This is a genomic window from Thermoanaerobacter sp. CM-CNRG TB177 (genome assembly GCF_018588165.1).
Lineage (GTDB): Bacteria > Bacillota > Thermoanaerobacteria > Thermoanaerobacterales > Thermoanaerobacteraceae > Thermoanaerobacter > Thermoanaerobacter thermocopriae.
On sequence record NZ_JAFCAC010000060.1, the window covers coordinates 21,940 to 46,060 of the forward strand.

Below are 24,121 nucleotides of genomic sequence, written 5' to 3' on the forward strand. Positions count from 1 at the left end.
ATGCTTGATAAGCTTAAAGAAAACAGAACACCAATTCTCCTTGCCGAGATAGGGGCTTATTTACATTTAATCGGAAGATTTTCAGAGGATTTTATACGTGCCAATGCAGATGATACTGAAGATGCGGAGAAAAGCTTTAGCTATCAGAAGGTATGTAAGAATCAAGCTTTCTTTGAAGATACGGGGCTTGTCGAGTTGTTAAATGATGATAGTTGGGAGAAACTTATAAACGATTTCAAAAATTTAGGTAATGCTGGAGAATTATCAAGTAATAGAATAAAAAATTTCTGTGACTTTATTGAAAAACATACATGGGGAAATGATCCAAAGGGTCTTTGTAGAATTCTTGCCGATGCTCATGGCATTATATCTGGGATAGATAAGGGGTTGGCAGGGAGAGGAGAATCAGGGAAGCAGAAAAAAGCTTATACTTTCAGGGCCACAGCTTTTGGATGCGAAAAGGTAATAGAATTGATAGGTTCTAGAAATTTGAATAAAGTGGACAATGTTCAAGTGAAAGAAATCAAAAAAGAATTCTTCAAAACGGTTAAAGAGATTCTTGAAAATATAAAGCAAAGTGGAGTTGTATCTTTTGAAAATTATCTTGTGTTTACTTCTAAAGTAAAAGAATATTATCCCAAAACCATAGGCGAAACGAGAAGACCTATTAACGAAGTCTCTCTTTACGATTACGCACATACCATTGCGTCTCTTGTGAAATCTAATTTTGCCAAAATGGTTATTGATGGATGGTACGAGCCAAAAGGAAAATCGAAGTGGAGAATTTTAAGGATAAACGTAGATGTTCTTGGACTTTTATCAAAGGGTTTAAAGGTGGGGGACATTCTTGGCTATAAAAAGGAATTAGAAGAAACATACCACAAAATTAAGGAAGTCATAGAGTTTGAGCATCCTTTGGGAAATGAAATATATAGGGATTCCACGGGTATCTATTTCTCATGTCCTGATGTTGACGATATAGGCAAGTTAAAATCAGAAATAATCGAGAAATTAAAAGGCTTAAACAGGCTTGATTTCAGTTTGCAGATAGAAATTTCTGATAGCAGCAGAAGTATAGTTATTTTGGCAAGTGAGATAGAAAAATCTTTAAAGAGAATTTCTTATCCCCATATTGGTGATACGGAGAATCTAAAAAAAGAATTTGAAGAATCTCAAAACGCTGGTGGGGAAGATATCTGCCCTGTTTGTAGAATCAGGCTTAAGCCAGAGGAAGAAGACAGATGTGAAAAGTGCAAGGATAGATACGTGAAACGGGCTAAAACTTGGCTGAATGAAGAAAAAGCTCTAAGAGAAACCATGTGGTTGGATGAGGTAGCGGACAAGAATGATCGCATTGCATTGATAGTTGGACAGTTTGACCTGAGAAAATGGCTTTCCGGGGAGTTTATCGATACTTTTGTTTCCCAAACTTTTGATGAATGGAGAGATTCCTTATCTAAGGGAAATAGAAACTTTTTAGAAAAAAATATGAAAATTCAAACAACGGACGACTTAGAGACTTTTTTTAGAGATTTATTTTCTAATAATGTTAAACTTGTGGAGAAAACCTTAGAAATTATAGATAAACTTATATTCATAGAAGACGAAGAGGTTGCAGAAAAAATAAAAGACCCCAAAAATCCCAATCGCATCATAACAAAATACCATCCAGATAAATTTGATGCGAATAAACACATGTGGAATCCTATAGCCGAAAGAGATGCTACTGGAAAAGCGCTAACACTGACAAACAATTCTGAAAAAGCAAAACATCTTGTTAGGTTGTTATTTAGAAAACATCCGTCTCTCGCCCGTATTTTCCGTATCTGGAAGACAACACAGGAATTTATCAATGAGACAATTTTTAAAAAGATCTTAAAGAAATATGATTGGGATTCAGAACCAAGAAGACAGCGCATCCAGTTCAAAATAGAACCAAATCCAGACATTCCAGAAGGCTCAACATGTGATATAGATGTTGATGGTGTAAAGTTCAGCCCTGTCTGCATTGACAGACAAAACGGAATTTTTGTAAGCACGATAAACCTTGAGATTCTGAAAAAATTTGGGAACTCCGTTGACAGTATATCAAAGAATCTAAATGAAAGAGGAATGAAAGTAAAAACTGAAAGAGATAAAACCTGGAAAAACGAAAAGAATGGACAAGCTTTCAAAATAACTGAAGCAAAACCGGCTGACGAGAAGTACCAAGAATACTTGCCTTTTGTAAAAATCTATGATTTTCCTGACCAATTCATGGTGCTTGTACCTGCTTATGAAGCCCTTGATATTGCTGAGCAGATTTTAAATGAATATGAGATACAATTTTCAAAGGTGAGGGATAGATTACCTTTCCACCTTGGTATCATAGCCTTTCACAGAAGAACGCCTCTCTATGTTGTGATGGATGCGGGAAGAAGACTTTTAGAAGCTTTTAATCAAAAAACTCAAACTGTGGATGCCGAAGTGATTAAGATTAGAGAGAATAAAGATGAAAAGAGCATAGAATTGAAGATTAAAGCAGAGACCTACGCTTCTAGCCCATTCAAATGGAAAGTCTCTTACTCTACCGGTGATCCCGAACAGGAAGACCTCTGGCATCCTTATGTTAGATTTAAGGGTAGCAATCCTGGTAGAACTTTTTCTTTCGACTATACTGGGAATGGTAATTTTGTTGTGCATATTAAAGAAATTAGACCAGGAGATGTAATAGAAATTGAACCATCCTACTTCAAGTTACTTTACCTTGAAAATGCTGCTAATAGGTTTAATGTTGGCGATGATTTGAGACTTCTTCACGATATAACACGACTTCAAGAACTCTGGGAAGAAATAGAAAAAAGATTATCTTCAAAGACTCAGAATATAACTCAAAACTGGAATATGTCTCAAATCTATGCTTTCTGGGAAGATGTGAGGAAAAGACGAGATTATGGAAAAGATGAGTTCGAGAGATTTGTGAAATCTGATTTAGTCAATATTCTAAAAATCTATCCGCAAAGCGGTGAAAAAGCTGAAGAATTGTTTGACGATTTTTTGCAGGCAACAAAAGATGGCTTATTAGACTTATGTCTTCATTGGAATCTTCAAATCAGGAAGGTAAAGCCAATAAAGGAGGGAAAAAAATGTGTGAAAATTTGTATGAGGTAAAAACATATTATGCAATAGCCCTTGACCCCATACATGTGGGGGCTGGTGGGGCAAGGCTCGAAAGGGTAGATCTGCCGATAATCAGGGAACCAGGAACAAACATCCCCAAAATACCAGGCACAAGTTTGAGTGGATCTGCTAGAGCATATACGGCTATGAAGACAGAGAGGTACAGATGGAAAGATAGCGAGGGTAAAGAATACTCCTGTGCTGGAAGAGGTGGAGAAGGCGGAGAAAAACATTGTGGGAAAGTGAATCCCGCTTGTCCTGTCTGCGTCCCTTATGGTTTTTCAAGGGGAACAGGATCTAGTATGCAGGGTTTAGCTCAATTTTTTGATGCTCACATTCTATTTTTCCCAGTTGCGTCAATAGTAGGTCCCGTGTGGGTAACTTCTCCTTTAGCACGGGAGGGTTTGAGATTAGAGACTGATTTTCAGGTTCAGGATGAGGGATTTTATCCTTTAGGACAACAACTTCAAAATGAACAAAGATTAAATTTTGGCTGGCTAATGTTGAATAAAGGACAGGGCAGAGGAAACATAGATTCCCTTCCAATACCTGAAAAGATTAAACAAAGAGCAGTGCTTGTTTCTGACAAGGTTTTTTCATTCATTGTGAATAGCAACCTTGAAGTTAGAACTTCTGTAAGCATAGATCCTGCTACAGGAACAGCAGAAGAAGGTGCTCTTTTTACCTATGAGGCAATACCAAGAGGAACAGTTTTCAGATTTGATGTAGTTTACAACTCTGGCAAGTATTTCAATATTGGCGGTCAGGAACTGAAAACGGAAGGGGACGGCGATGTAGGGATTCAATGGGTAAAGGCTCAGGTAGAAAAGGGGTTAAAACTTTTTGAAACCCTTGGAATTGGCGGAATGGGAACAAGAGGAATGGGAAGACTTAAAGTGCTTAATCTCCAAAAGGGGGACTGTTAAAATGGAGAGCTTAGACCAACTCTGTGCAGAATATGGATATAAATTTGCAGAACAGGTTAGTCAAAGACTTGGTAATCCTAAAACTGCCGAAACACTTATTACTAAAGCATTGGGTGTTCTACAAGAACAGGGATTGTATGCATTTATATTATTTTGTGAGTCAAGAGGGAATGATGAGAAGCACGGTGCAGAGGAAATAAAAAGGTTGGCGAAGGAAGTGTTGAAGGATAAACTACAGCTTATTAGTAATGGAGATATTCTTGAAGAAGTAAGGAAGAAAGACGGACTTGCATCAAGACTGTATGATTTAATGCTTGCTGTTCAGGTGCTTGAGAAATCGCTGATCTATGCCAGATTTCATGCGAAAGCGATGAAAAAAGCGGGTGAGGAATAAATGAGCTGGCATCTTTATTCATTAACCTTTAGACTCAAATCCCCTTTGCATTTAGGTTTTCATAAGGTGATGCATCTTTTCAGGACAAGAGAGTATGTTACTGCAAAAGCCTTTTGGGGTGCTTTGACAGCTAAACTTACGCGTGGATTAGCTTTGGCAGATTATGAAAAAGTTGGGGAGTTTTTAAAAGCAGCTATGAGGTTTGGTTATTTTTATTTATATGATAGAGATAAAAATATAGTCTTTACTCCAAAGTATACAGATGATGGCTTGAAATTTGGTAATTCGGAAGAAAAGGGAATATCACAAAACGAATTTGAAAAAAGGTACATAAGTTCCTTGGCATCTACTTCCATTGAAGCATATTCTTTCACAGCAGAAGAAGGAATGCTACATGAAGTTGAATTCATCAGCCCTTATACTATGGATGAAGGAGAACCTATTTTCCTGAGAGGCTTACTGTGGGTATCGGAAATTTCGGATAATGAATTATCCGTTGTTGGTTTTGAAGAAAATGATTTTTCTATTGTGTACGGCAAAAGGCAAGTAAAGTTTTCTGAGCTAATAGATACTTTACAGGTTGGTGGTGAAAGAAGATATGGATTTGGACTGCTAAAAAGAGAGGGAAAACCTAAAAAGGAGGAAGATAGCGACTTAAGTAAATTAGGTTTTTGGGGAAGATGGGAAGGAAGAGAGAATGAAATTTACTTGGAGATTGAAAAAGATATCCCTATATGGTCTCATGTTAAATACACTTCTGATCTAAAGATAAAAGGGAGCATAGAACCCGTTGTAGGCAGAGATTGGAGTAACAAAGGTGCTGGTAGAGAATTGAGTACTTATGGTTTATGTTGGTCCCCAGGTTCAATTCTTATAGAAGAAGAAACATTCAAAGTGATGCAGGATTTTGGCATCTGGGTAAAAGAGTAAATTTTCGTGAATGTGAATATCCTGCGATACTTTGTACCTTGGCCTCTATTCTAAACCAAGATAGTTTTGATCGTATGTGGGTACTCTTATAGGAGAAATTTTGATATGAGAGAGAAAGAATTAAAGAGAAAAGATGAAAAAGTTGGCTTCAGAGAAAAATTGCAAATATAGGGTACTAATTTAAGAGCATTATTGGAAAAAACCTTTTTAAAAAATTTTAGAAACCATGAAGAGGAAGCATTAAATATAAAATTGTTACTGCTTTTATTTTTATCAAAATATGTCGTAATATTTTTAATATTTATGTTGTTTTTAAAGTACAAACTCAACATACGAGTCAATCTCAAAAAATTGAATATAACTTCTATTTTGTTAGTTAATATTGAGAATTTGCTTTGGAGGGATTCATGTTGAAAAAAGTAATAATTTTAGTTATGGTTCTCACTTTGCTAGCCATGAATTCTTCTGCTTTTGCATTTGTGAAGGAAGAAGGGATAATGAGCAAAGGGATAGTTGACTCACCTGCTGACCCGAAATTTGAAAAGAACGTGGAAAATGCAGTTAAAGCCCTTGAATATTTGAATGGTGTTGTAGTAAAACCTGGAGAAATATTTTCTTTTAATAAAGCAGTAGGGAAAAGGACAATCAAAAGGGGATTTGTGATAGGGTTGTATGGTTGGGGGATTACTATTATCCTGATGTGGGAGGTGGCGTATGTCAAACTGCTACAGGAGTGTATAGAGTGGCACTTAATGCGGGATTTAAAATCATAGAAAGACACAAGCATGTGTACGGTGCAATCTATGCTCCCAAAGGGGATGATGCAGCAGTAGACTGGGATGCTAAATGGGACTTAAAATTTAAAACATTTCTCCTTATGCGATTGTCATTCGCACTTATACGGCACCGGATAATAAAGCTATTGTTATAGAATTTATTAGGCAGAGGGATATTTCTGCTATGCCACCAAAAAGTTATAAAGTTAAAATCACTGCAAATGGCACTGATATTAATTACAACCAGGATACGGGTTTGGCATTTATATTAGGCGAGAGAACTTATGAACCTGTTAGAGCTACAATGGAGCATCTAGGAGCAGAAGTGAAGTGGAGCAAAGAAGAAAATATTGTAGAAGTAATTTACAATGGCAAAACAGTTAAATTTTTAATAGGAGAAGACCGTTATTTTGTCAATGAAGAGGAAAACATCTTGGATGCAGCTCCATTTATTTCTCCAGCAGATGGAAGGGTTTATCTGCCTTTAAGATTTTTAGCTGAAACACTGGGATTTCAAGTTAAAGTGGATATGATGGAAGACATGATACATATAGGGCTTGAAAATGCACAGAGTGCAGAAAATAGGAGTGAAGAAAATAGTTGAAAATAATAAGAATCTTGCCTTTTGTTCTAAGTTCATGTATCATGATAATTAGAGTTACTCTCTAGGATTGTTTATCTCCTTCTCTTCCTTTCTTGGATGTTTTTAGGTTATAAGGGATATTTTAACAGAAATATGGGTGGTTCTTCTTCGTCATTCCTAGAACGATTGTGTATAGCTAGTGATATGAGGGGAGTGTTTAATGTAGTATGGATGAAAACTACAATGTCAAATACGAAATAAAAAAGGATTGGTGGTTAATTGGCATTATCATATTAATATGGATTTTTACATTTGCCATTTTTGGACGTTTACCGGCTAAAATTCCAATGCATTGGAATATTTATGGTCAAGTAGATAGGTTTGGATCAAAACATGATATATTTATTTTGCCTGTCATTATTACAGTAATATACCTTATGATGCTGTTTATACCGCTTATTGACCCTAAAAGAGCTAATTACGGCAAATTTGCTGGAGCTTATAGGGTAGTAAGGGCGGTTATGGTAATTATTTTCATGGCAGTATATTTTGCTTCTGCATATTCTGCATTAGGTTATAGAATTGATGTAAATAGAATGGGCAATCTTATTATTCCTTTTATGTTGATTGGTTTTGGGAGTGTTATGGGTAAGCTTTATCATAATTATTTTGTAGGTATAAGAACTCCCTGGACGTTAGCAGATGAAGAGGTATGGAATAATACACATCAGCTAGCTGAGAAACTATGGCTCATTGCAGGTATTATTGGCTTATTTGCTTCCTTTTTCAAAGGTACATGGGTGACTGTTTTTATGTTTGTGCTGTTAATTACTGCTGTTATAGTACCGGTTGTGTATTCTTATATAATTTTTAAAAACAAAGGAGAGTAGAGGATGGATGAGATTAACAGTAAAGTTTTTTATGATATGGTTATAAGGGTAAGGGGACACAGGGACTTGTCTGAGAAAATTGAGATAAATAGAATTTTTATGTAGATTGGTGTGATAGGCTATGTTAATACAATGTACAAAAAAGTTGTTGGATGTGATAGAGAGAAAACCCGTTGCGTATGAAGAAGAAAATTTGTTATTTTCTTGGCATGCGGATTTGATCACCTTAAATCGAAGAAAGACTGTAGTCCTTGTAAATAAAATGAAAAATGAGATACCATAAAAGATATTGAAGCAGAATTTGCCTTAGGTATTTTTTTGGATGTAAGAGCTTTGCCACTTTGGTAAATAATTATAAAAAGAGGTCAACGCAAAAACACTGTTAAAAATTTATGCACCCAAATAGCTTATATCCGGTATACGCTCTTTTTTATAGGGGCTGCAGCATTTTTAATGTCAATATACTATAACAATTATTTTTAATTAATTTTTATTGTATTTATGGGAATACTGTTTAGGAATTACCGGAGAAGAGGGGGAACCTGCTAATTCATGGTGTGGAGAGTGCACAACAGTTATACTATTCATTATTATCTCTATCTCTTCCTCATTATCTTTTATCTTTTTTCTAAGCTCAACTCTTGGGACTACTACTGTTACTTCATGTGGAATATTGATATTTGTTTTTCTCTCGACACTTATATTAAGACCATAAAGGCTCAGTGTTATTTTATCGATGCCCTTACTTTTATTTTTCCAAATACCTTTTATGATGTTTGCTAATTTACCAAAACACATTATAGATATCCCCCTATATACATATTATGCATCAATATATATATGTGCTTCACAATAGGGGTCAAGTCTAAATTTTTGTAAAAATTTCTCTGGATAAAAGTAGGTAAAACATTACGCTTGATAAAATACGGATTTTACTTTGTATTGAAGGAACTGAAAGAGAGAATTTTTATTTTTGATAACATATGTTGGAGTCCGTAAGTGAACAGCAAAAACAAGCTACAAAGAAACACTAAATTCCTATGAAACCTTCGGAGAATATGCAGTAGATTTCAAATATATACTAATAGATGTAAATAGGTATACGAAAGAAGAATTATTAAAGTTGGAGAATTTAATAGCTTCTGTATTTTTATTAGAACAAAAAGTAGAAAAAGAGCGAGAAAATATAGAGAAAATAATAGATGAAAACAAGGAGGTGGATATAATGATATCAAATCTTGAAAAAACCATATTACAAGAAATGAAAGAACGTGAAAAGAAGGGAATAAAGAAGGGCATAAAGAATGGGATAGAAAAAGGAATTGAAGAAACGGTTATTAAATTATTGAAGAAAAAGTTTGGAGATGTTCCGGAAGAATATGTAAAGAAAATAGATGGTGCAAACAGAGAAACATTGATGGCTATTGTTGATAATATATTTGAGATAAATAAAATAGAGGATTTAGAAAGGTTTGTGAAGTAGAGGTACTCTTTATTTTTGTTGATATATTGATATAATTTTGCAAACAGAATTATTCCTGTTTTTATTTTTGCCGAGTAATGTCGAAATATTTTTAATGTTTATGTTGCTTTTTGAGGGATGAAATGGTAAAATAAGAAATGGATAAAAGCGCATTTTTGATTTTAAAGAAGAATTGTAACAGTTCTACATAAGAGGAGAATTTTTCGACGATAGGTAAAGGCACTTGAGGACTTTTACTGACCTCTGCTATAGAAAATATTGTTATATCTAAGATTATTTTGTGATATAAACCTTTATATGAGCTTATATTTATATAACGAACAAAAAAAGGAGAGGGGACTATGAAGGTTATAAAAAGGGACGGTAGATTACAGGAGTTTGATTTGGACAAAATTGTGAGAAGTATTGGGGCTGCATCAGATGATGCTGGGAAACCTTTAAATACATCGGATTTACATAATATAGCAAGGGATATAGAAAAAAGCATTAAAAAACTTGGAAAAGAACAAATTTCTTTTGATGAGATTAGGACAATTGTTATAGATACGCTTGAAAAAAATGGATTTAAAGATGTTGCAAAGGCATATATGAATTTTTAATGTTTTATAGTGCTTGTAAGATAAGTGGGGCTATTTTTTATATTTTAAAAATCTTTTACGAAAATTTTAAATATAAAATGCCTCAATTTTTATTGTTGTTAGGATATGTATAACCCTGGCTCTTTTGCCAGGGAACTTTTATATAATTTATTCTTTTTTTAGTTTTGCCTAAATATATCGGAATATTTTTAATTTTTGTATTGGATTTTAGGTAACAGAATGGTAAAATTAAAAAGAGAAAAAAGTGGAATTAATCTGAAAACATGGGGGTGAGTAAAAGCCATCCTAAATATGTAGACTTTATAGTATGGGGAACAATAGGGGGATATAGGGATTTTGATATTGAGATGATAAATAGAGAATTAAAAACGCTGTGGCCTTAGAGGGGACAAATTTTGGGTAAGATATCAAAAGCATTGGAGGTGATATTTTATGAAAATTGGTGTTATAAGTGATACTCATGGAGATTATAAGTCATGGATAAAAGCATGGAATTTTTTAAAAGATTCGGACATTATTTTACATGCAGGAGATGTATTATATCATGGACCACGTAATCCAATTCCCGATGGATATGACCCTAAAAAACTTGCTGAGGCGATAAATGCTTGTCCTGTTCCTCTTTTGATTGCGGAAGGGAATTGTGATGCTTATGTTGACCAAATGATGCTTGAGGTGCCTATACAAACACCCTATGTCTTTGCTTTCATTGAAGGGAAGAGATTTATGATTAATCATGGTCACAGTATTTCTGACGAAGATATACATAAGTTGATTATGAAGTATAAATTGGATTATTTTATAATGGGACATACACACATTCCTTTAATAAAGAAGATTGAAAATTGTGTGGTGATTAATCCGGGTTCTACATCTCTTAGCAAAAGGGAAGATAAGATTAATTCAGTAGGGTTTATTGAAGTTGAAAGTGGAAGTGTTCATATAATTGATTTGGAAACTGGAGTAGTTATATAAAATTTTTCCTTTTTTAGATAATAATATTAAGAATGGGGGATGAAGTATCATGATAATTTTGCATATTGCAAAACGCAAAGACTGGGAAGATGGCTTAGAAAAAGGCGAATATAGTCCTAGAAGTTTATCTTTCGAAGGTTTTATACACTGTTCCACAGCTGAACAAATAATAAATATAGCAAATGCTAATTTTAAAAACGAAAAAGGACTGGTTTTATTATGCATTGATTCGTCCAAAGTTAAAGCTGAAATTCATTTTGAGAAAGGTGGGCGTGAATATTACCCGCACATCTATGGACCACTTAATCTTGATGCAGTTGTAAAAACGTGTGAGTTCGAGCCTGGTTTGGATGGTAATTTTTCTCTTCCAGCAGGCGTAGAAGAACTTGTTAGATTATTCAAATAACGTAATTGTATTAAAAATGAAAATCACATAGAGAAATTACTGTACCTGTTACTCAATTTGTGCCTCTTGCAGTTGTAAAAGGTGCAGATTAAAATTTTAAGATGAGGTGAACAAATGATTACAAAAGTCAAAAATTTATTTAAAGGTAATCATCGCCCTAAACTTATGGCTTTAGATTTTATTAAATACATAGGACCCGGATTACTGGTTACTGTTGGTTTTATTGACCCGGGAAATTGGGCTTCTAATGTTGCTGCAGGGTCATCCTATGGTTACAAGCTCTTATGGATGGTAACTTTATCGACCATTATGCTTATTATACTTCAGCACAATGCTGCGCATCTGGGAATTGCTACTGGATACTGCATGTCTGAAGCTGCAACTAAATATTTAAAGCCTTTTACTTCGAGGTTAGTTCTTGTCTCAGCTGTCTTTGCAGCTATTTTGACAGCGATGGCGGAAATTTTAGGAGCTTCTATAGCTCTTCAAATGCTTTTTAATATTCCTATAAAAATAGGGAGTTTGATTACTGCTTTATTTGTATCATGGATGCTTTATACAAATTCCTACAAAAAGTTAGAAAAATGGATTATAGGTTTTGTATCTCTTATTGGCATTTCTTTTATATTTGAGCTTTCGCTAGTTGATGTGAAATGGGCAGAGGTAGCTTCAAGCTGGGTGAAACCAGAATTTCCAGGAGGTTCTATGCCTATAATTATGAGTGTACTTGGTGCTGTTGTTATGCCCCACAATTTGTTTTTGCACTCGGAGATAATACAAAGCAGGCAGTGGAATTTAGAAGATGAAAAAGTTATTGTAAAACAGCTTAATTATGAGTATTTTGATACTATCTTTTCTATGATAATAGGGTGGGGAATAAACAGTGCTATGATTATTGTTGCAGCATCGGCTTTTTTTACCAATAATGTAACTGTAACGGAGCTTAATCAGGCACAGCAGATGTTGAAACCTCTTTTGGGAAATGCATCAGCAGTGGTTTTTGCTTTGGCTCTTCTTTTTGCAGGAATTTCTTCGTCTATTACAGCTGGTATGGCAGGAGGAAGTATTTTTGCGGGGATATATGGAGAACCTTATGATATACAGGATGCACATACAAAAGTTGGTGTAGGAATTACATATATTTTTGCAGTGCTAATAATATTCTTTGTAAAAAGCCCCTTTCAAGGACTGGTTTATTCGCAGATGTTTTTAAGTGTACAGCTTCCCATTACAATTTTTTTGCTCATTTATTTGACTTCTTCAAAGAAGATAATGGGAAAGTTTGCAAATACATTGCTTTATAAGGTATTGTTGTGGACTATAGGAATAATAGTGACGGTTTTAAATGTGATGCTTCTTATGAGTTTTGTTGGATGATTGATATAAATGCTATAAAATGGTGGAATATATGTAAAGAATTTTGTGGGGTGAGGAAGATGAGTATTACTGATGAAGAGAAAAAGAAAATACGTGAAAATTGGCGGTTAAAGAGTGAAAAAGAGAAAGAAATGCTAGAAATACGAAAAAAGGATGCATTAGATAAAGCGCATAAGATTGCTAAATTTTTAAAAGAAAAATATAATGTGAGTAAAGTTGTCTTGTATGGATCACTGGCAAGGGGATTTGATTTTTGGGAATTTTCGGATATTGATATTTTTGTAGATGATTGGGATGATGATAAGTTTAACTACTGGACAATGTTTGTTGAGATAGAGAGGATTGCAAGGCCTTATAAAGTGAGTATAGTTACACAACGGGATGTTACGGGGGCTTTGTTAAAGGAAATAGAGAAAGAGGGGAGGGAAATAGGGTAGTGGATGTGGGTAAGGTAAATAATACTAATTGTGTTAAAATAATAATTTTGGTGGGGTGATAGTATGAAAGTTAAGTTTACTGTAGTTATTCAAAAAGAAGAAAATTGGTATGTAGCAAAGTGTATTGAAAACAGTGTTGCATCTCAGGGGAAAACTATAGAGGAGGCCTTAGATAATCTAAAAGAAGCGTTAGAGTTGTATTATGAAAATGGAGAGCTTGACCTGGAAGAAAAGCCGCTATTTATAACAACAGTGGAGGTAGCAATATAATGGGATCGAAATATCCAGTTAGTTATTGTACCGTTCCATTATGAGATAGCTAAAGGAACGTTAAAAAGTATTCTCGAACAGGCAGGAATATCATTAGAGGAATTTAAAAAACATTTATGATGGTTTATTATTGGAAAGGAGTGAGATTTATGCCAATTGTAAATTTAATTACAAAAGAAAAAATTGTGCCAGAAAATAAGGAAGTTTTAAAGAAAGAATTTGCCGATGTGATGTATGAAGTTGCAGGGAAAAGTGAAAATTGGCTTATGGTAAGATTTACTGAAGAAGAGGATATATTTTTCCATGGACAACCTCTTGAAGAGGGTGGCATTGTAGAGATAAAGCTTGTTGGCAAACTTCAAAGGGGACAAAAGGAAGAAATATCAAAAAGAATTTGTGATGTTCTAAATAAGGTTTTGGGTTATAGAAAAGACAACATTTATATAGTTATCCAAGAGGTAGAAGGACAGAATTGGGGTTATAATGGAGTTACTTTTTAAGAATGGAATCTTAAAAGTGAAAATGATGTGAAGATTTTTTGAATCCTTATTATTTCCATAAATTTGGGAAGTGATAAGGATTTTTGTTTTAAAGAGTCAAAAAATAAATTGAAATGATGGAGTATTAAGTTTACAATATATTATGAAATATAGATGCAAGGTGAAGTGTTATGGAAGATAAACTTGATTTGAATGTGATAAAACCGATTGAAGAGGTAAAGTATTTGTCTGCGGAAAATGCTTCGCGATATCGCCTCATCATGAGGTATTTTTATGAGCAGTACCAGAAATTTAAGTATTGGCTGTACAAAGAGGATGTATATGAGTATGTAAGTCAATTTGATGTGTTTTCCGACTATACAATGGAAAAATGTGAGCAGGATTTAAAAGCACTTACTGAATGGAAAAACCTTATTGCGACACAAGATACCAGTAAAGCTTCTACGATTGACGAATTTAAAAACAAAAAATTCAGGTATCAATTAAGTCCATATTCTATTGAGATAGAGAGAATGACTATAAGGCTGGAAAGCATCGTCGGTTATGGTGGGTCACTACAGCCGTCTTTATTTGAAAGGATTTACCGCAATTTAATAAAGATAAATGAAATGGCGAAAAAAGAGGATTTACAGGAAATAAACAGATGGTGGGAAGACCTCAATACCGACTTTGAAAATATATATCACAATGCGACAGATTACATTGCAAGTCTTCAAAGCTCTAACGCTGATGAACTTATGAAGTCAGAACAGTTTATCATTTACAAAGACAAACTTATAGAATATTTAAGAGATTTTATAAAAGACCTTCAGAGATTTTCTGTTGCCATAGAGAGCTTTTTGAAAAAGGTGAGTCCGGAGGTTGTCAATTCCGTTGTAGATAAGTTATGCCAATATGAAATGAGTATCCCAAGAATTGACAGGGTTTTAAATGAAGAGAAAGTAAAAGAAGATTTGATGGATAAGTGGAATAACATATCTTTTTGGTTTACAGGTCATAATTTTGAAGACAGCGAGGCAGTAAGGCTTCTTAATATATCAAACGAAATAATCAGAAAAATAACAATGTATGCGGCGAGAATAGCAGAAAACAGGATGAAAGCTGCCAGTAGAAAGAATGAATATATTGCTCTTTCTAAAATGTTTGCAAAAGCAGGTAGTATTAAAGAAGCACACCTTTTGTCTGCGGCGGTTTTCGGTTGCTTTTACACAAGGCACATAAAGGGTGATTTTGAAAGAAAGACAGAAAGTGTAAACCAGAGTGTATGGGAAGAACCGCCCTTTAAAGTGATTATAAAGCCAAAAACAAGGAGCTACGGTAATTATGTTAAGACAAATGCGATTATTGATAGAAGTGCTGACAAGACGGAGATGCTGATGGAGTATCTCAATCAGAAAAATATAGAAGATGAAATAATAGCAAGTTGCATTGTTGGCAATAGAATAAGGATAAAGGATTTACCTGTTGTAAAACCTTTTGTGAGGGCAACGATACTTAAATGGATAGGAAAAGCGATGGCAAGAAATGGCTTTACAGGAAAAACAGAAGATGGAAGAACATACAGGCTTCATATACCAAAGAATGGAGAGAGAGCAATACTAAAATGCACGGATGGTAATCTTGATATGCCTGATATTGTAATTGAATTTGTGGATTGAAGGTGAAAATATGGAAGAACTTCAGATGCTTCTTGAAAATTTTTGGATATTGAGAGATGATAGGGAAAATTTCAACAAAATAAGAGATGCTGAGAATAAAATAAAACCTTTTGTTGAAGAGAAGTTAGGATATAGATTGATTATAAACCCATATATTATTAAGTTAGAAAAAGTGCCGTCAGATGTTGAAGAGTGGATGGGGATAGATGCATTTCAAATGCCTATGGATTATGCATTTTTGTGTTTGCTCTTAGCTTTTTTGGAGGATAAAGGACCTGAAGACCAGTTTGTACTGTCTAATATAACGGAATATATAGAGGCGCAGTATGATGGACCTGATAAAGTAGATTGGACGCTTTTTCAGCACAGAAAGTCACTTGTGCGGGTGCTCAATTTTGCTGTAGATATTGGCATAATTAAAATAGATGATGGTGACCACGAGAGGTTTTCAGAAAGTGAAGATACTGAAGTTCTTTACGAAAACACAGGCATTTCAAGGTATTTTTTGAGGTCTTTTAACAGAGAAATTACAGAAGACATGAAGATTGAGGATTTTTTGCAGGAGGATTTAAATCTTTCAAACCCCAAAGATGCGGTTATACAGAGAAGGCACAGGGCGTACCGAAAACTTATTCTTTCACCCGCTGTGTATAGTGAAGGACCTGATGACCAAGACTTCATGTATATAAAAAATTACAGAAATACCATAGCGAAAGATTTAGAGGAGTATCTTGATGCAAAACTTCACCTTCACAAAACTTCTGCTTTTGTTCTCTTTAATGACAACAAATATTTAAAGTCCTATTTTCCCGACAAAAACAAAAACATATCTGATATAATGCTGCAGGTAAGTAAAATTATAAGACAAATGATTGGAGATGGAAAACTCGCCTATAATCCTGATGATACTATAGATATAACTGAAGCAGAATTTATAAATATTATTTTGAAAGTAAAGGAAAGATTTAGTGATGGTTGGTATAAGTCTTACAGGGAAATGAGTGAAAAGCAGCTTATAGAAGAGGTCATTGAAAACATGGAAAGCTTTAAGATGATAAAAAGAGTTGAGGAATTGCATTCTATTAAAATATTGCCTATGGCGGCAAAGTTAATTGGGGAATATCCTCCAGATTTTGAAAAAGGAGAAGGTGCAGATGAGTGAAAAATTAGCCGAAAGATGGATGATTAACAGGATTGGGCTTCTTAATTTTTGGTATTATGATGATGAAATATTTGAGTTTGCAGATGGAAGGCTTCTTTTAAGAGGTGCTAATGGTTCTGGAAAGTCAGTGACAATGCAGAGTTTCATACCTTTAGTATTAGATGGCAACAAAAGTCCTGAAAGACTTGATCCCTTTGGCTCAAAGGCGAGAAAGCTTGAGGACTATCTTCTTGGGGAAGAAGAGGTAAGTGGGCTTGATGAAAGAACTGGCTATCTTTTCATGGAATTTAAAAAAGAAAAAAAAGACAGTTACATTACAATAGGCATTGGACTAAAAGCGAAAAGGCATCAAAATATGGACTTTTGGGGCTTTGTAATACTTGACGGCAGGCGTATAGGTATCGACTTCTTTTTACACAAAATGGAAATAGGCGATGACGGCAAAAGAGTAAAAGTCCCACTTACCAAAAAAGAACTTAAAAATAGAATAGGTGAAGGCGGAGAAGTAGTTGAAAGCCAAAAAGAGTACATGGAAATGGTCAATAAATACATTTTTGGCTTTAGTTCTATTGAGGAATACGACGAGCTCATAAAACTGCTGATACAGCTTAGAAGTCCAAAGCTTTCCAAAGACTTCAGGCCTACTGTGATATATGAAATTATGAAGGCTTCACTGCCTTCACTCACAGATGATGATTTGAGGCCTCTCTCAGAAACCATAGAAAACATGGACCAGATTAAGATGCACCTTGATGTTCTTTACAGGAATATGGCTGCAGTAAAAAAGCTTAAAAACGAGTACGACAACTACAACAAATACATTCTTTATGAAAAGGCTGGGGATTTAGTAAAGGCATACAGCGATTTATACGCATCAAAAAAAGAATACGATAATTTAACTAAAGATATTGAAAATTACAGAAGTACAATAGCAAACTTAGGAAATGACATCATTTCTCTTGAAAGTGAAAGAGAAGCCTTAAAGAAAAAGGAAGAACAGCTTTCAAGTGGTGATGCTAAAAGAACCCAAAAAGAATTATTAGAAGAAGAGGATCGATATAAGCAGTATTTGGAGGATAAGTCTAAAAAAGAAGAAGAACTCCGTAATAAACAAGATAAATATTATGGTTTAGAAAGAAAGATAAAAAACATTGAGGAACAAAAATACAAACTGGAGAAAGAACTACAGGATAAATTAGAGGATATATCTTCAATTGCACAGGATATAGATTTCATGGAACATGAGTTTTCTGTAAATGAACTTAAAAAAGTGTATGGAAAAGAATTTGATTTTACTTATTGGAAAAATGAATTAAAAAAGCATAAAGATAAAATAAAGCGTGCAATGAGTGCATTGAGAGAAGAAATAGAAGCAAATAAAAGGTATGATGCCGCACTTAAAGAGCAGGAAAGGCTTAAAAAAGAAAGAGAAGAAAGGGCTAAAAAGCTTAATGAGGCAGAAAGGCTTTTTGACGAACAAAAAAGAGAATATGTTGAAAGAGTTTATAGTTGGTCACAGGGCAATGCAGAGCTTAAGCTTTTAAGTAGCCAATTGGAAGGCTTAAGCCGTGTCATACTGGCGTATGGAGAGGATAAAGGATTTGACGATATTTTGGCTTTTGTGAGAAAACCCTATGAGGAAATACTAAATGGAATTCAGCAAGAAATTTTAAGATTAGAAAATCAAAGAGAGGTAAAAGAAAATCAGCTTCATGAGAAAGAAAAGTTATTGGAGGAATGGAAAAACAAAAAAGATCCTGAGCCTGAAAGAGATGAACAAGTCATAAACAACAGAAAAAGGCTTAAAGAAGCTGGAATTCCTTACATTCCTCTTTACATGGCGATTGATTTTAAAGAGGATGTGGATGAAGAGACAAGAGGCAATATAGAAGCTGCGATAGAAGACATGGGGCTTTTGGATGCTCTTATCGTGCCAAAAGAATATTTTGAAAAAGCTCTTCAAATGGACAGCAATATGGCGGATAAATATGTTATGCCTGGAAGCTTTAATATGATGCTAAATGTATCTCAATATTTTAGAGTAGTTGACAATGAAGAAGGAGTTTCACCAGAAGATATTTCAAATGCTTTAAGCAATATATTTGTATCAGAAGAAGGCGGGACAACCTATATCGATTCAAATGGCGCATATGGAATAGGAGTAATAAAAGGGAAAGCACGGGATAAAGTTAAATCAAAGTACATCGGGAGTGAGTCTAGAAAGCGCTACAGAGAAGAGCTTATTAAATCTATACAAGAAGAAATACAGGCTATAAAAGCTGAAATATCTGCAATCGATGAGGAAATAAATGCAAAAAAATTAAGGATACAGAGGCTGGATTACGAATATTCGGCATTTCCCGGGAAAGAAGATATTGAAGAAGCATATAGATATTTAAAAACGGCAAAGGCTGATTACGAATACACCTCTCATAAACTGGATGAACAGCTTTTCACAGTTAAAAACTGTTTTGAGGACCTTCAGAAAAAGAAAGCTGTTGTAAGAGAATTGACATCTGGCATAAACATACATCCAGATATTGATACCTATTCTTCTGCCTATGAATATGCGGAAGAATACGCTTCAGGGCTTAATGAAGTAGAAATACTATACAATAAATATGTTTTGCAAATTTCAAACGAAGAAATGTTATTGCAGCAAAAACAAGATTTAGAATACGATATTGATAACTTAAAGTACGAAATAGACGTACTGGAAAACAAAATACAGAGTTCTAATAAGAAAATTGAGATGCTAAAAGAGACATTAAAAGAACTTGGACTTGAAGAAATCGAAAAAGAACTGGAGATTTGCCTAAAAAGGCTGGAGGAAATACCTAAAGAGATTACAAATAAATCAGCCGAAAAAGCAAAACTTGAGGAGAGGCTACAGAGAAGCTTAAAAGACCTTTTAAACATTGAAGAAGAGATTAATCTTAAAGAGAAAATTTACAATATTGTTGAAGAGGGTTTAAAAAAGGAATTAGCACTTGGCTTTGTCAAGCAAGACGTTGAAATGGAGGATATGTTAAAATTAAGTAAAAGCATTCTTTCTGAATACAAAGGCTTTTTTGACAAAGCGGGCTTTGACAGAGAAAAGTTTACAGAGAGACTTCAAAATGTGTATTTTGAAACTCGCAACGAACTTTTGGAATATGGGCTTTCAATTGGCAATATCTTTGACGAAGCTTGTAAGGGAGACAATGAAAGAATAAAAGAGGCAAAGAATAAGCAGAGAAGGCTCAATATTACGGCAAATATAAATGGTAAAATTGTGTCTTTATATACGCTTTATTCTAATATTGAAGAAGATATAATGGCGAATGAAAGCCTTTTAAGAGAGACTGATAAGATTCTTTTTGAAGAGATTATAATGCACAATGTGGGAATTAAGATAAGAGCAAAGATTTTTAAAGCAGAAGAATGGGTAAAGAAAATGAACAAACTCATGTCTGAAAGGGATACTTCCAGCGGACTTAAGTTCTCTATTGAGTGGAGAAGCATTCCTGCTTCTAATGAAGAAGAACTTGATACAAAGGAACTTGTGGATATTTTAAAATCTGATGCTGATATGCTGAAAAAGGAAGTCTTCGATAAAGTTGTAAATCATTTTAGGTCAAAAGTAGAAAGAGCCAGGAGGGCAATGGAGGAAAAAAACAATACAGAAACTTTTCACAAGATTATGAAAGAAATATTAGATTACAGAGATTGGTTTGAATTTAAGCTTTACTACAGAAAAGAAGGGGAAAGCCGCAAGGAGCTTACTGATAATGCTTTTAATAAGTTGAGCGGCGGAGAAAAAGCGATGGCCATGTATATACCTTTATTTTCCGCGGTTTATTCAAGATATGAGGGAGCATCGCCGACTGCACCTCGCATAATATCTCTAGATGAAGCATTTGCAGGAGTTGATGACACAAACATAAGGGATATGTTTAAACTGATTGAAGATCTAAGGTTTAATTATATAATGAATTCGCAGGTTTTGTGGGGAGATTATGATACTGTTCCCAAGCTTTCAATTTATGAACTTGTAAGGCCAAAAAATGCAAAGGCTGTATTGGTCATGAAGTATTTGTGGGATGGAAAAGTAAAGCACCTTATACTTCCTGAGAAAGAGGAGGTTGCTGCTCTTGAGGTGGGTGCTATAAATGAATAAAGAAGAACTTAGATATTTTAAAGAAAAAAAGGGATACAAGAGGATTTTTGAAGGTATACGGGAAAAGTACAGAAGTTTAGGACGGCTTGGAGGCGTTGTAAAGCTTGATAATCTTACGGAAGATGAAAAAGAAGTACTTACAAACCATTTTAAAAAAGACTATAGGACAAAAAAATCTGCATCCATTGATGTAGCAAAGTTTGAAGAGTCGCTAAAAAATACGCGATTTGAGGAGTATACGCTAAAAGACATACTGGAATACTATTTTGGCGAAAAACTCACCAGCAAAAAAGAGGATATGGAAATATTGGCAAAAGAAAGAGAAGAGTTCTTTAAAGAGCTCTTCTCTAAATACCAGGAATGTAAGTGCATTGATTGGCTAAAAAGTTTGTATGAAGGAACCGCTGTAGGGGTAAGGGCAGTAAATCAGAGGTATTTAAATGATAAGGACGGATTAAAAAAAGATATAATGTACGTATGCGATGCCATAAACAATTTGCCTGTTTATAAAGGAGAAAAGAAAAGACTGCCGGTGTTTTCTTCCCAGATTGCACGTAATCCTCACTATTTTGATTCAAATACAGAAGCTGGAAGTATGTTTATAAACGCCTTATGCACTTTGTTGGGGCTGAATGAAGTAAAAGGAAGTGAAGAAATATCAGAACTTTATTACAACGTTGGTATTTTGATAGATGAAATATCCAATTATGTCACACTCTCAGGACTTTTGGCATATGAGGGCGATACGGAAAATCAAGTATTTAAGGCTGCTTATGAAAGCAATCAAGTCTTGCAAGTTCCTCTTTTAAATTTGAGTAAAATTGAGAGGGTCATAAGCCCTTCTAAGAAAGTGTATGTTGTAGAGAATCCTTCAGTTTTTACATCTTTAATAGATGCCACAAGCAAAGTATTTCCTCTTGTATGCACATATGGCCAGCCAAAACTTTCTTCTCTCCTGCTCTTGGACATGCTTTATAAAGAAGGGACAGAGATATATTACTCAGGAGATTTTGACCCAGAGGGGCTTATGATAGCAGATAGATTGTACAAAAGGTATAAAGACAAGTTTCACTTTTTAAGGTACGGTGTAGAAGATTATTTAAAATCTCTTTCAAATGAAGTCATAAATGATGTAAGGCTTAGTAAGCTAAATAAGATTGAATCACCTTTACTTTTTGATGTGGCAAAAGAGATGAAAATAATAAAAAAAGCAGGGTATCAGGAGCTTATAATAGATGATATTATAAATGATATAAGATTGATTGAAGAAGGTAAGGGGGGTGGTAAAATTAAGGTAATAAGTATGCCTTCTTAAAGAGGTGTCTGTAGTGGTTCAGAGTTGCGGTACTTTTAGGGAATGGATATGATCCTATGGACAAACTTGCTTTAATTGGCGATTTGGTTTCAATATTTAAAAGAAATGATATAGATTTGGTAGTATTAAATTCTGCAAATCCAGTGCTTAAGCATCAAGTAATAAAGCACGGCAAACTTATTTTTGAAGAAAATGAAGATGTAAAGGTGGAATTTGAGGTTAAAACTCTAAGAGAATATATGGACATGGAATATTTTAGAAAAGTGCAGATGGATGTTATTAAAGAATGGGTAAAAAGTGTTGTAGGTGATAATAGAATTTAAGGTACAAACGGGAGATATTTATGAGGTCATTTCTAGTTAGAAGTGTAAGAAAGAAGGGGATAGAGGTGTATAAGGCAAGATTAAAATGTGAAGTAATAACGCCTGTGTTTATGGCGGGGGCAGATGGAAGGACACCAGAATTAAGGCCTTCTGAGTTTAAAGGGATGATGCGCTTTTGGTGGAGAGCGGTAAAAGCAGAGGATGATATTGCTAAACTTAAAAAAGAAGAAAATGGAATTTTTGGTGGGACAGGAGAAGGAGAGGGAAAGAGCAAGGTAACAGTAAAAGTTTTCTGTGACAAAATTTTTTGGGAAAAGGCTTTACGAGTGAAAGAAGCAGGTATAAAATATCTTTTATATTCTACTATATTGCCAAATAGGGAGAGAGGATACATAAAAGAAGGCTCTACTTTTTATATTGAGATTAGTACCTTTGAAGAAAAGTATTTAAATCATGCTTTGGCTTCACTATGGTTTGCCATATATTTCGGAGGTTTTGGAACACGAAATAGAAGAGGAGGAGGCAATATCATAGTAACAGAGGTGGACGAGCACGTTTCTATTGATTTTATTCCTAAAGGGAAAAATTCTGATGAAGTGGCAGAATGGTTGGTAAAAAATTTTGAGATAGCGAAAAAGATTATCAATGGTTCAGACAAGACCTATTTTGCTTCAAAGTATAGCAATCTAAGTATCTCGCGGCTTATAATAAGTAACATTGGCTTTACTTCATGGAAAGATGCACTTAATGATATTGGGACTATATTTAAAAATTTCAGGGTAAGGACTGAGGGACAAGTATTTGAAAGCGCTGTTTTTGGTCTTCCTGTAAGGCATCGCAGTGGTGGAACAGTTATTGGTGTAAAAATTGAGAAGAAGTCAAAAGAAAAATTCCAAAGAAGAACTTCTCCCATTATAATAAAGCTTATTAAGGTGGAAGGAAAGTATTATTGGAGTGTAATAAGGCTTGCTGGTCAGTTTTTACCAGAGGGTGCTGTGTTAAAATTTAATGATAAAACTCAAAAACCAGAGTATGCTCTTATTGAGGAGTTTTGGGCTCAATTGAAGGAGAGAGGGGAAGAAAAAATATTATCTATTCCCGATTCTATGAAAGAGATAGTAGACAAGATAAAGGAAAACATTGATCCCGAAAAGATATATTTGTATGGATCAAGAGCAAGAGGAGATTTTAATAAGAAGTCTGATATTGATATAGCAGTTGAGTCAGACAAAAGTGTGGAGGCCATGGATATGATTGGACCTTTTGACATTGTCAATCTGAAAAAAGTCAATAAAGAATTTAGAGAAAAGATATATAGAGAAGGAGTTTTACTTTATGAGAGAAAGGGTTGAGAAATTTTTTAACGATTTTGCAAAAGCTTTTGAAAATCTTAAAAAAGCGACGGAAGTAGCAAAGGATGACTTGGATATAGATGGAACTATTAAAAGATTTGAGCTTTGCCATGAGTTGGCTTGGAAGTTGATGAAAGAGTATCTTGCAGATTTAGGAATAATCGTAAAAAGCCCTCGTGAGGCCTTTAAACAGGCTTTTATTAACGATCTTATTGAAAATGAGGAAGTTTGGCTAAAAATGATTGAGGATAGAAATTTACTTGTTCACACTTATACTCATGAGCAGTCAAGGGATATTTTTCAGCGAATAAAAGATGAACACGTCGCTGAATTGGGGGAATTTTACAAATCGATACAACAAAAAATTGAAAATGATGAATTCTAAAGGTGATTTTTGTAGAATAAAATGGTATAATTATGAATATAATAGCAAAATTGTTTTGTTCT

At 34.4% G+C, this 24,121-nt stretch carries 20 protein-coding genes and 5 pseudogenes; 24 read left to right on the forward strand and 1 reads right to left on the reverse strand.

The features are described from left to right. The 8 genes and pseudogenes from I4N53_RS06595 to I4N53_RS06635 form a co-directional block, all read left to right on the forward strand. Positions 1-3,150 (forward strand): CRISPR-associated protein Csx11, encoded by a 3,150-nt coding sequence (locus I4N53_RS06595; RefSeq protein WP_255549776.1) that lies wholly within the window; start codon positions 1-3, stop codon positions 3,148-3,150. Beyond that, on the forward strand, positions 3,126-4,085 hold the full coding sequence (locus tag I4N53_RS06600) for an RAMP superfamily CRISPR-associated protein (protein ID WP_214495889.1): 960 nt from the start codon (positions 3,126-3,128) through the stop codon (positions 4,083-4,085). The genes I4N53_RS06595 and I4N53_RS06600 overlap by 25 nt, the downstream gene beginning before the upstream one ends. Position 4,086: 1 nt before the next feature. Continuing rightward, positions 4,087-4,479: a hypothetical protein gene (locus tag I4N53_RS06605; RefSeq protein WP_214495890.1), complete on the forward strand. Its 393-nt coding sequence runs from the start codon at positions 4,087-4,089 to the stop codon at positions 4,477-4,479. Beyond that, positions 4,480-5,409: an RAMP superfamily CRISPR-associated protein gene (locus I4N53_RS06610; RefSeq protein ID WP_214495891.1), complete on the forward strand. Its 930-nt coding sequence runs from the start codon at positions 4,480-4,482 to the stop codon at positions 5,407-5,409. It begins immediately after the preceding gene. 497 nt (positions 5,410-5,906) lie between these two features. Next, a pseudogene (locus tag I4N53_RS12390) lies at positions 5,907-6,340 on the forward strand (VanW family protein). A gap of 29 nt (positions 6,341-6,369) precedes the next feature. Next, on the forward strand, positions 6,370-6,789 hold the full coding sequence (locus I4N53_RS06625) for a copper amine oxidase N-terminal domain-containing protein (protein ID WP_214495894.1): 420 nt from the start codon (positions 6,370-6,372) through the stop codon (positions 6,787-6,789). A gap of 206 nt (positions 6,790-6,995) precedes the next feature. Then, positions 6,996-7,658, forward strand: a complete 663-nt coding sequence (locus I4N53_RS06630; RefSeq protein WP_214495895.1) for an SdpI family protein — start codon at positions 6,996-6,998, stop codon at positions 7,656-7,658. A 121-nt stretch (positions 7,659-7,779) separates the two neighbouring features. Then, positions 7,780-7,917: pseudogene (locus I4N53_RS06635) on the forward strand (plasmid pRiA4b ORF-3 family protein); the annotation flags it as partial. A gap of 224 nt (positions 7,918-8,141) precedes the next feature. Here the strand turns inward: I4N53_RS06635 and I4N53_RS06640 are convergent. After that, positions 8,142-8,456 carry a hypothetical protein gene (locus tag I4N53_RS06640; RefSeq protein ID WP_012994780.1) on the reverse strand — a complete coding sequence of 105 codons (315 nt, stop codon included), beginning with the start codon at positions 8,454-8,456 and terminating at the stop codon, positions 8,142-8,144. 205 nt (positions 8,457-8,661) lie between these two features. Here I4N53_RS06640 and I4N53_RS06645 point away from each other — a divergent pair. The 16 genes and pseudogenes from I4N53_RS06645 to I4N53_RS06720 all read left to right on the forward strand — a co-directional run. Then, a pseudogene (locus I4N53_RS06645) lies at positions 8,662-9,141 on the forward strand (DUF4351 domain-containing protein); the annotation flags it as partial. Between the two features lie 341 nt (positions 9,142-9,482). Next, positions 9,483-9,740, forward strand: a complete 258-nt coding sequence (locus I4N53_RS06650; RefSeq protein WP_012994781.1) for an ATP cone domain-containing protein — start codon at positions 9,483-9,485, stop codon at positions 9,738-9,740. Positions 9,741-10,172: 432 nt separating this feature from the next. Next, positions 10,173-10,715, forward strand: coding sequence for a phosphodiesterase (gene yfcE, locus I4N53_RS06655; RefSeq protein WP_214495896.1), 543 nt, complete (start codon positions 10,173-10,175; stop codon positions 10,713-10,715). Between the two features lie 49 nt (positions 10,716-10,764). Beyond that, the gene (locus tag I4N53_RS06660) at positions 10,765-11,121 is read left to right on the forward strand and encodes a DUF952 domain-containing protein (protein ID WP_012994783.1); all 357 of its coding nucleotides are present in this window, start codon (positions 10,765-10,767) and stop codon (positions 11,119-11,121) included. Between the two features lie 114 nt (positions 11,122-11,235). After that, positions 11,236-12,498, forward strand: coding sequence for an Nramp family divalent metal transporter (locus I4N53_RS06665; RefSeq protein ID WP_214495897.1), 1,263 nt, complete (start codon positions 11,236-11,238; stop codon positions 12,496-12,498). A gap of 59 nt (positions 12,499-12,557) precedes the next feature. Next, positions 12,558-12,935, forward strand: a complete 378-nt coding sequence (locus I4N53_RS06670) for a nucleotidyltransferase family protein (RefSeq protein WP_012994785.1) — start codon at positions 12,558-12,560, stop codon at positions 12,933-12,935. A gap of 63 nt (positions 12,936-12,998) precedes the next feature. Further along, on the forward strand, positions 12,999-13,205 hold the full coding sequence (locus I4N53_RS06675; RefSeq protein ID WP_006570141.1) for a type II toxin-antitoxin system HicB family antitoxin: 207 nt from the start codon (positions 12,999-13,001) through the stop codon (positions 13,203-13,205). A 15-nt stretch (positions 13,206-13,220) separates the two neighbouring features. Then, a pseudogene (locus I4N53_RS06680) lies at positions 13,221-13,325 on the forward strand (type II toxin-antitoxin system HicA family toxin); the annotation flags it as partial. A gap of 29 nt (positions 13,326-13,354) precedes the next feature. Further along, positions 13,355-13,705: a phenylpyruvate tautomerase MIF-related protein gene (locus I4N53_RS06685; protein WP_013150021.1), complete on the forward strand. Its 351-nt coding sequence runs from the start codon at positions 13,355-13,357 to the stop codon at positions 13,703-13,705. Between the two features lie 170 nt (positions 13,706-13,875). After that, complete coding sequence (locus I4N53_RS06690) at positions 13,876-15,363, forward strand: TIGR02677 family protein (RefSeq protein WP_214495898.1); 1,488 nt, start codon at positions 13,876-13,878, stop codon at positions 15,361-15,363. Positions 15,364-15,373: 10 nt separating this feature from the next. Beyond that, a complete protein-coding gene (locus I4N53_RS06695) occupies positions 15,374-16,525 on the forward strand; it encodes a TIGR02678 family protein (protein WP_214495899.1) in 1,152 nt (383 codons plus the stop codon). Further along, positions 16,518-20,684 (forward strand): TIGR02680 family protein, encoded by a 4,167-nt coding sequence (locus I4N53_RS06700; protein WP_214495900.1) that lies wholly within the window; start codon positions 16,518-16,520, stop codon positions 20,682-20,684. The genes I4N53_RS06695 and I4N53_RS06700 overlap by 8 nt, the downstream gene beginning before the upstream one ends. Then, positions 20,677-21,999 carry a TIGR02679 family protein gene (locus tag I4N53_RS06705; RefSeq protein ID WP_214495901.1) on the forward strand — a complete coding sequence of 441 codons (1,323 nt, stop codon included), beginning with the start codon at positions 20,677-20,679 and terminating at the stop codon, positions 21,997-21,999. The genes I4N53_RS06700 and I4N53_RS06705 overlap by 8 nt, the downstream gene beginning before the upstream one ends. A gap of 23 nt (positions 22,000-22,022) precedes the next feature. Beyond that, positions 22,023-22,322 (forward strand): annotated as a pseudogene (locus tag I4N53_RS06710) (nucleotidyltransferase domain-containing protein); the annotation flags it as partial. A 20-nt stretch (positions 22,323-22,342) separates the two neighbouring features. Next, positions 22,343-23,674 carry a type III-B CRISPR module RAMP protein Cmr1 gene (gene cmr1 / locus I4N53_RS06715; RefSeq protein WP_012994791.1) on the forward strand — a complete coding sequence of 444 codons (1,332 nt, stop codon included), beginning with the start codon at positions 22,343-22,345 and terminating at the stop codon, positions 23,672-23,674. Beyond that, entirely contained in the window at positions 23,658-24,059 is a 402-nt protein-coding gene (locus I4N53_RS06720) for an HI0074 family nucleotidyltransferase substrate-binding subunit (protein WP_214495902.1), read from the forward strand. The genes cmr1 and I4N53_RS06720 overlap by 17 nt, the downstream gene beginning before the upstream one ends. The last annotated feature ends 62 nt before the right edge of the window (positions 24,060-24,121 follow it).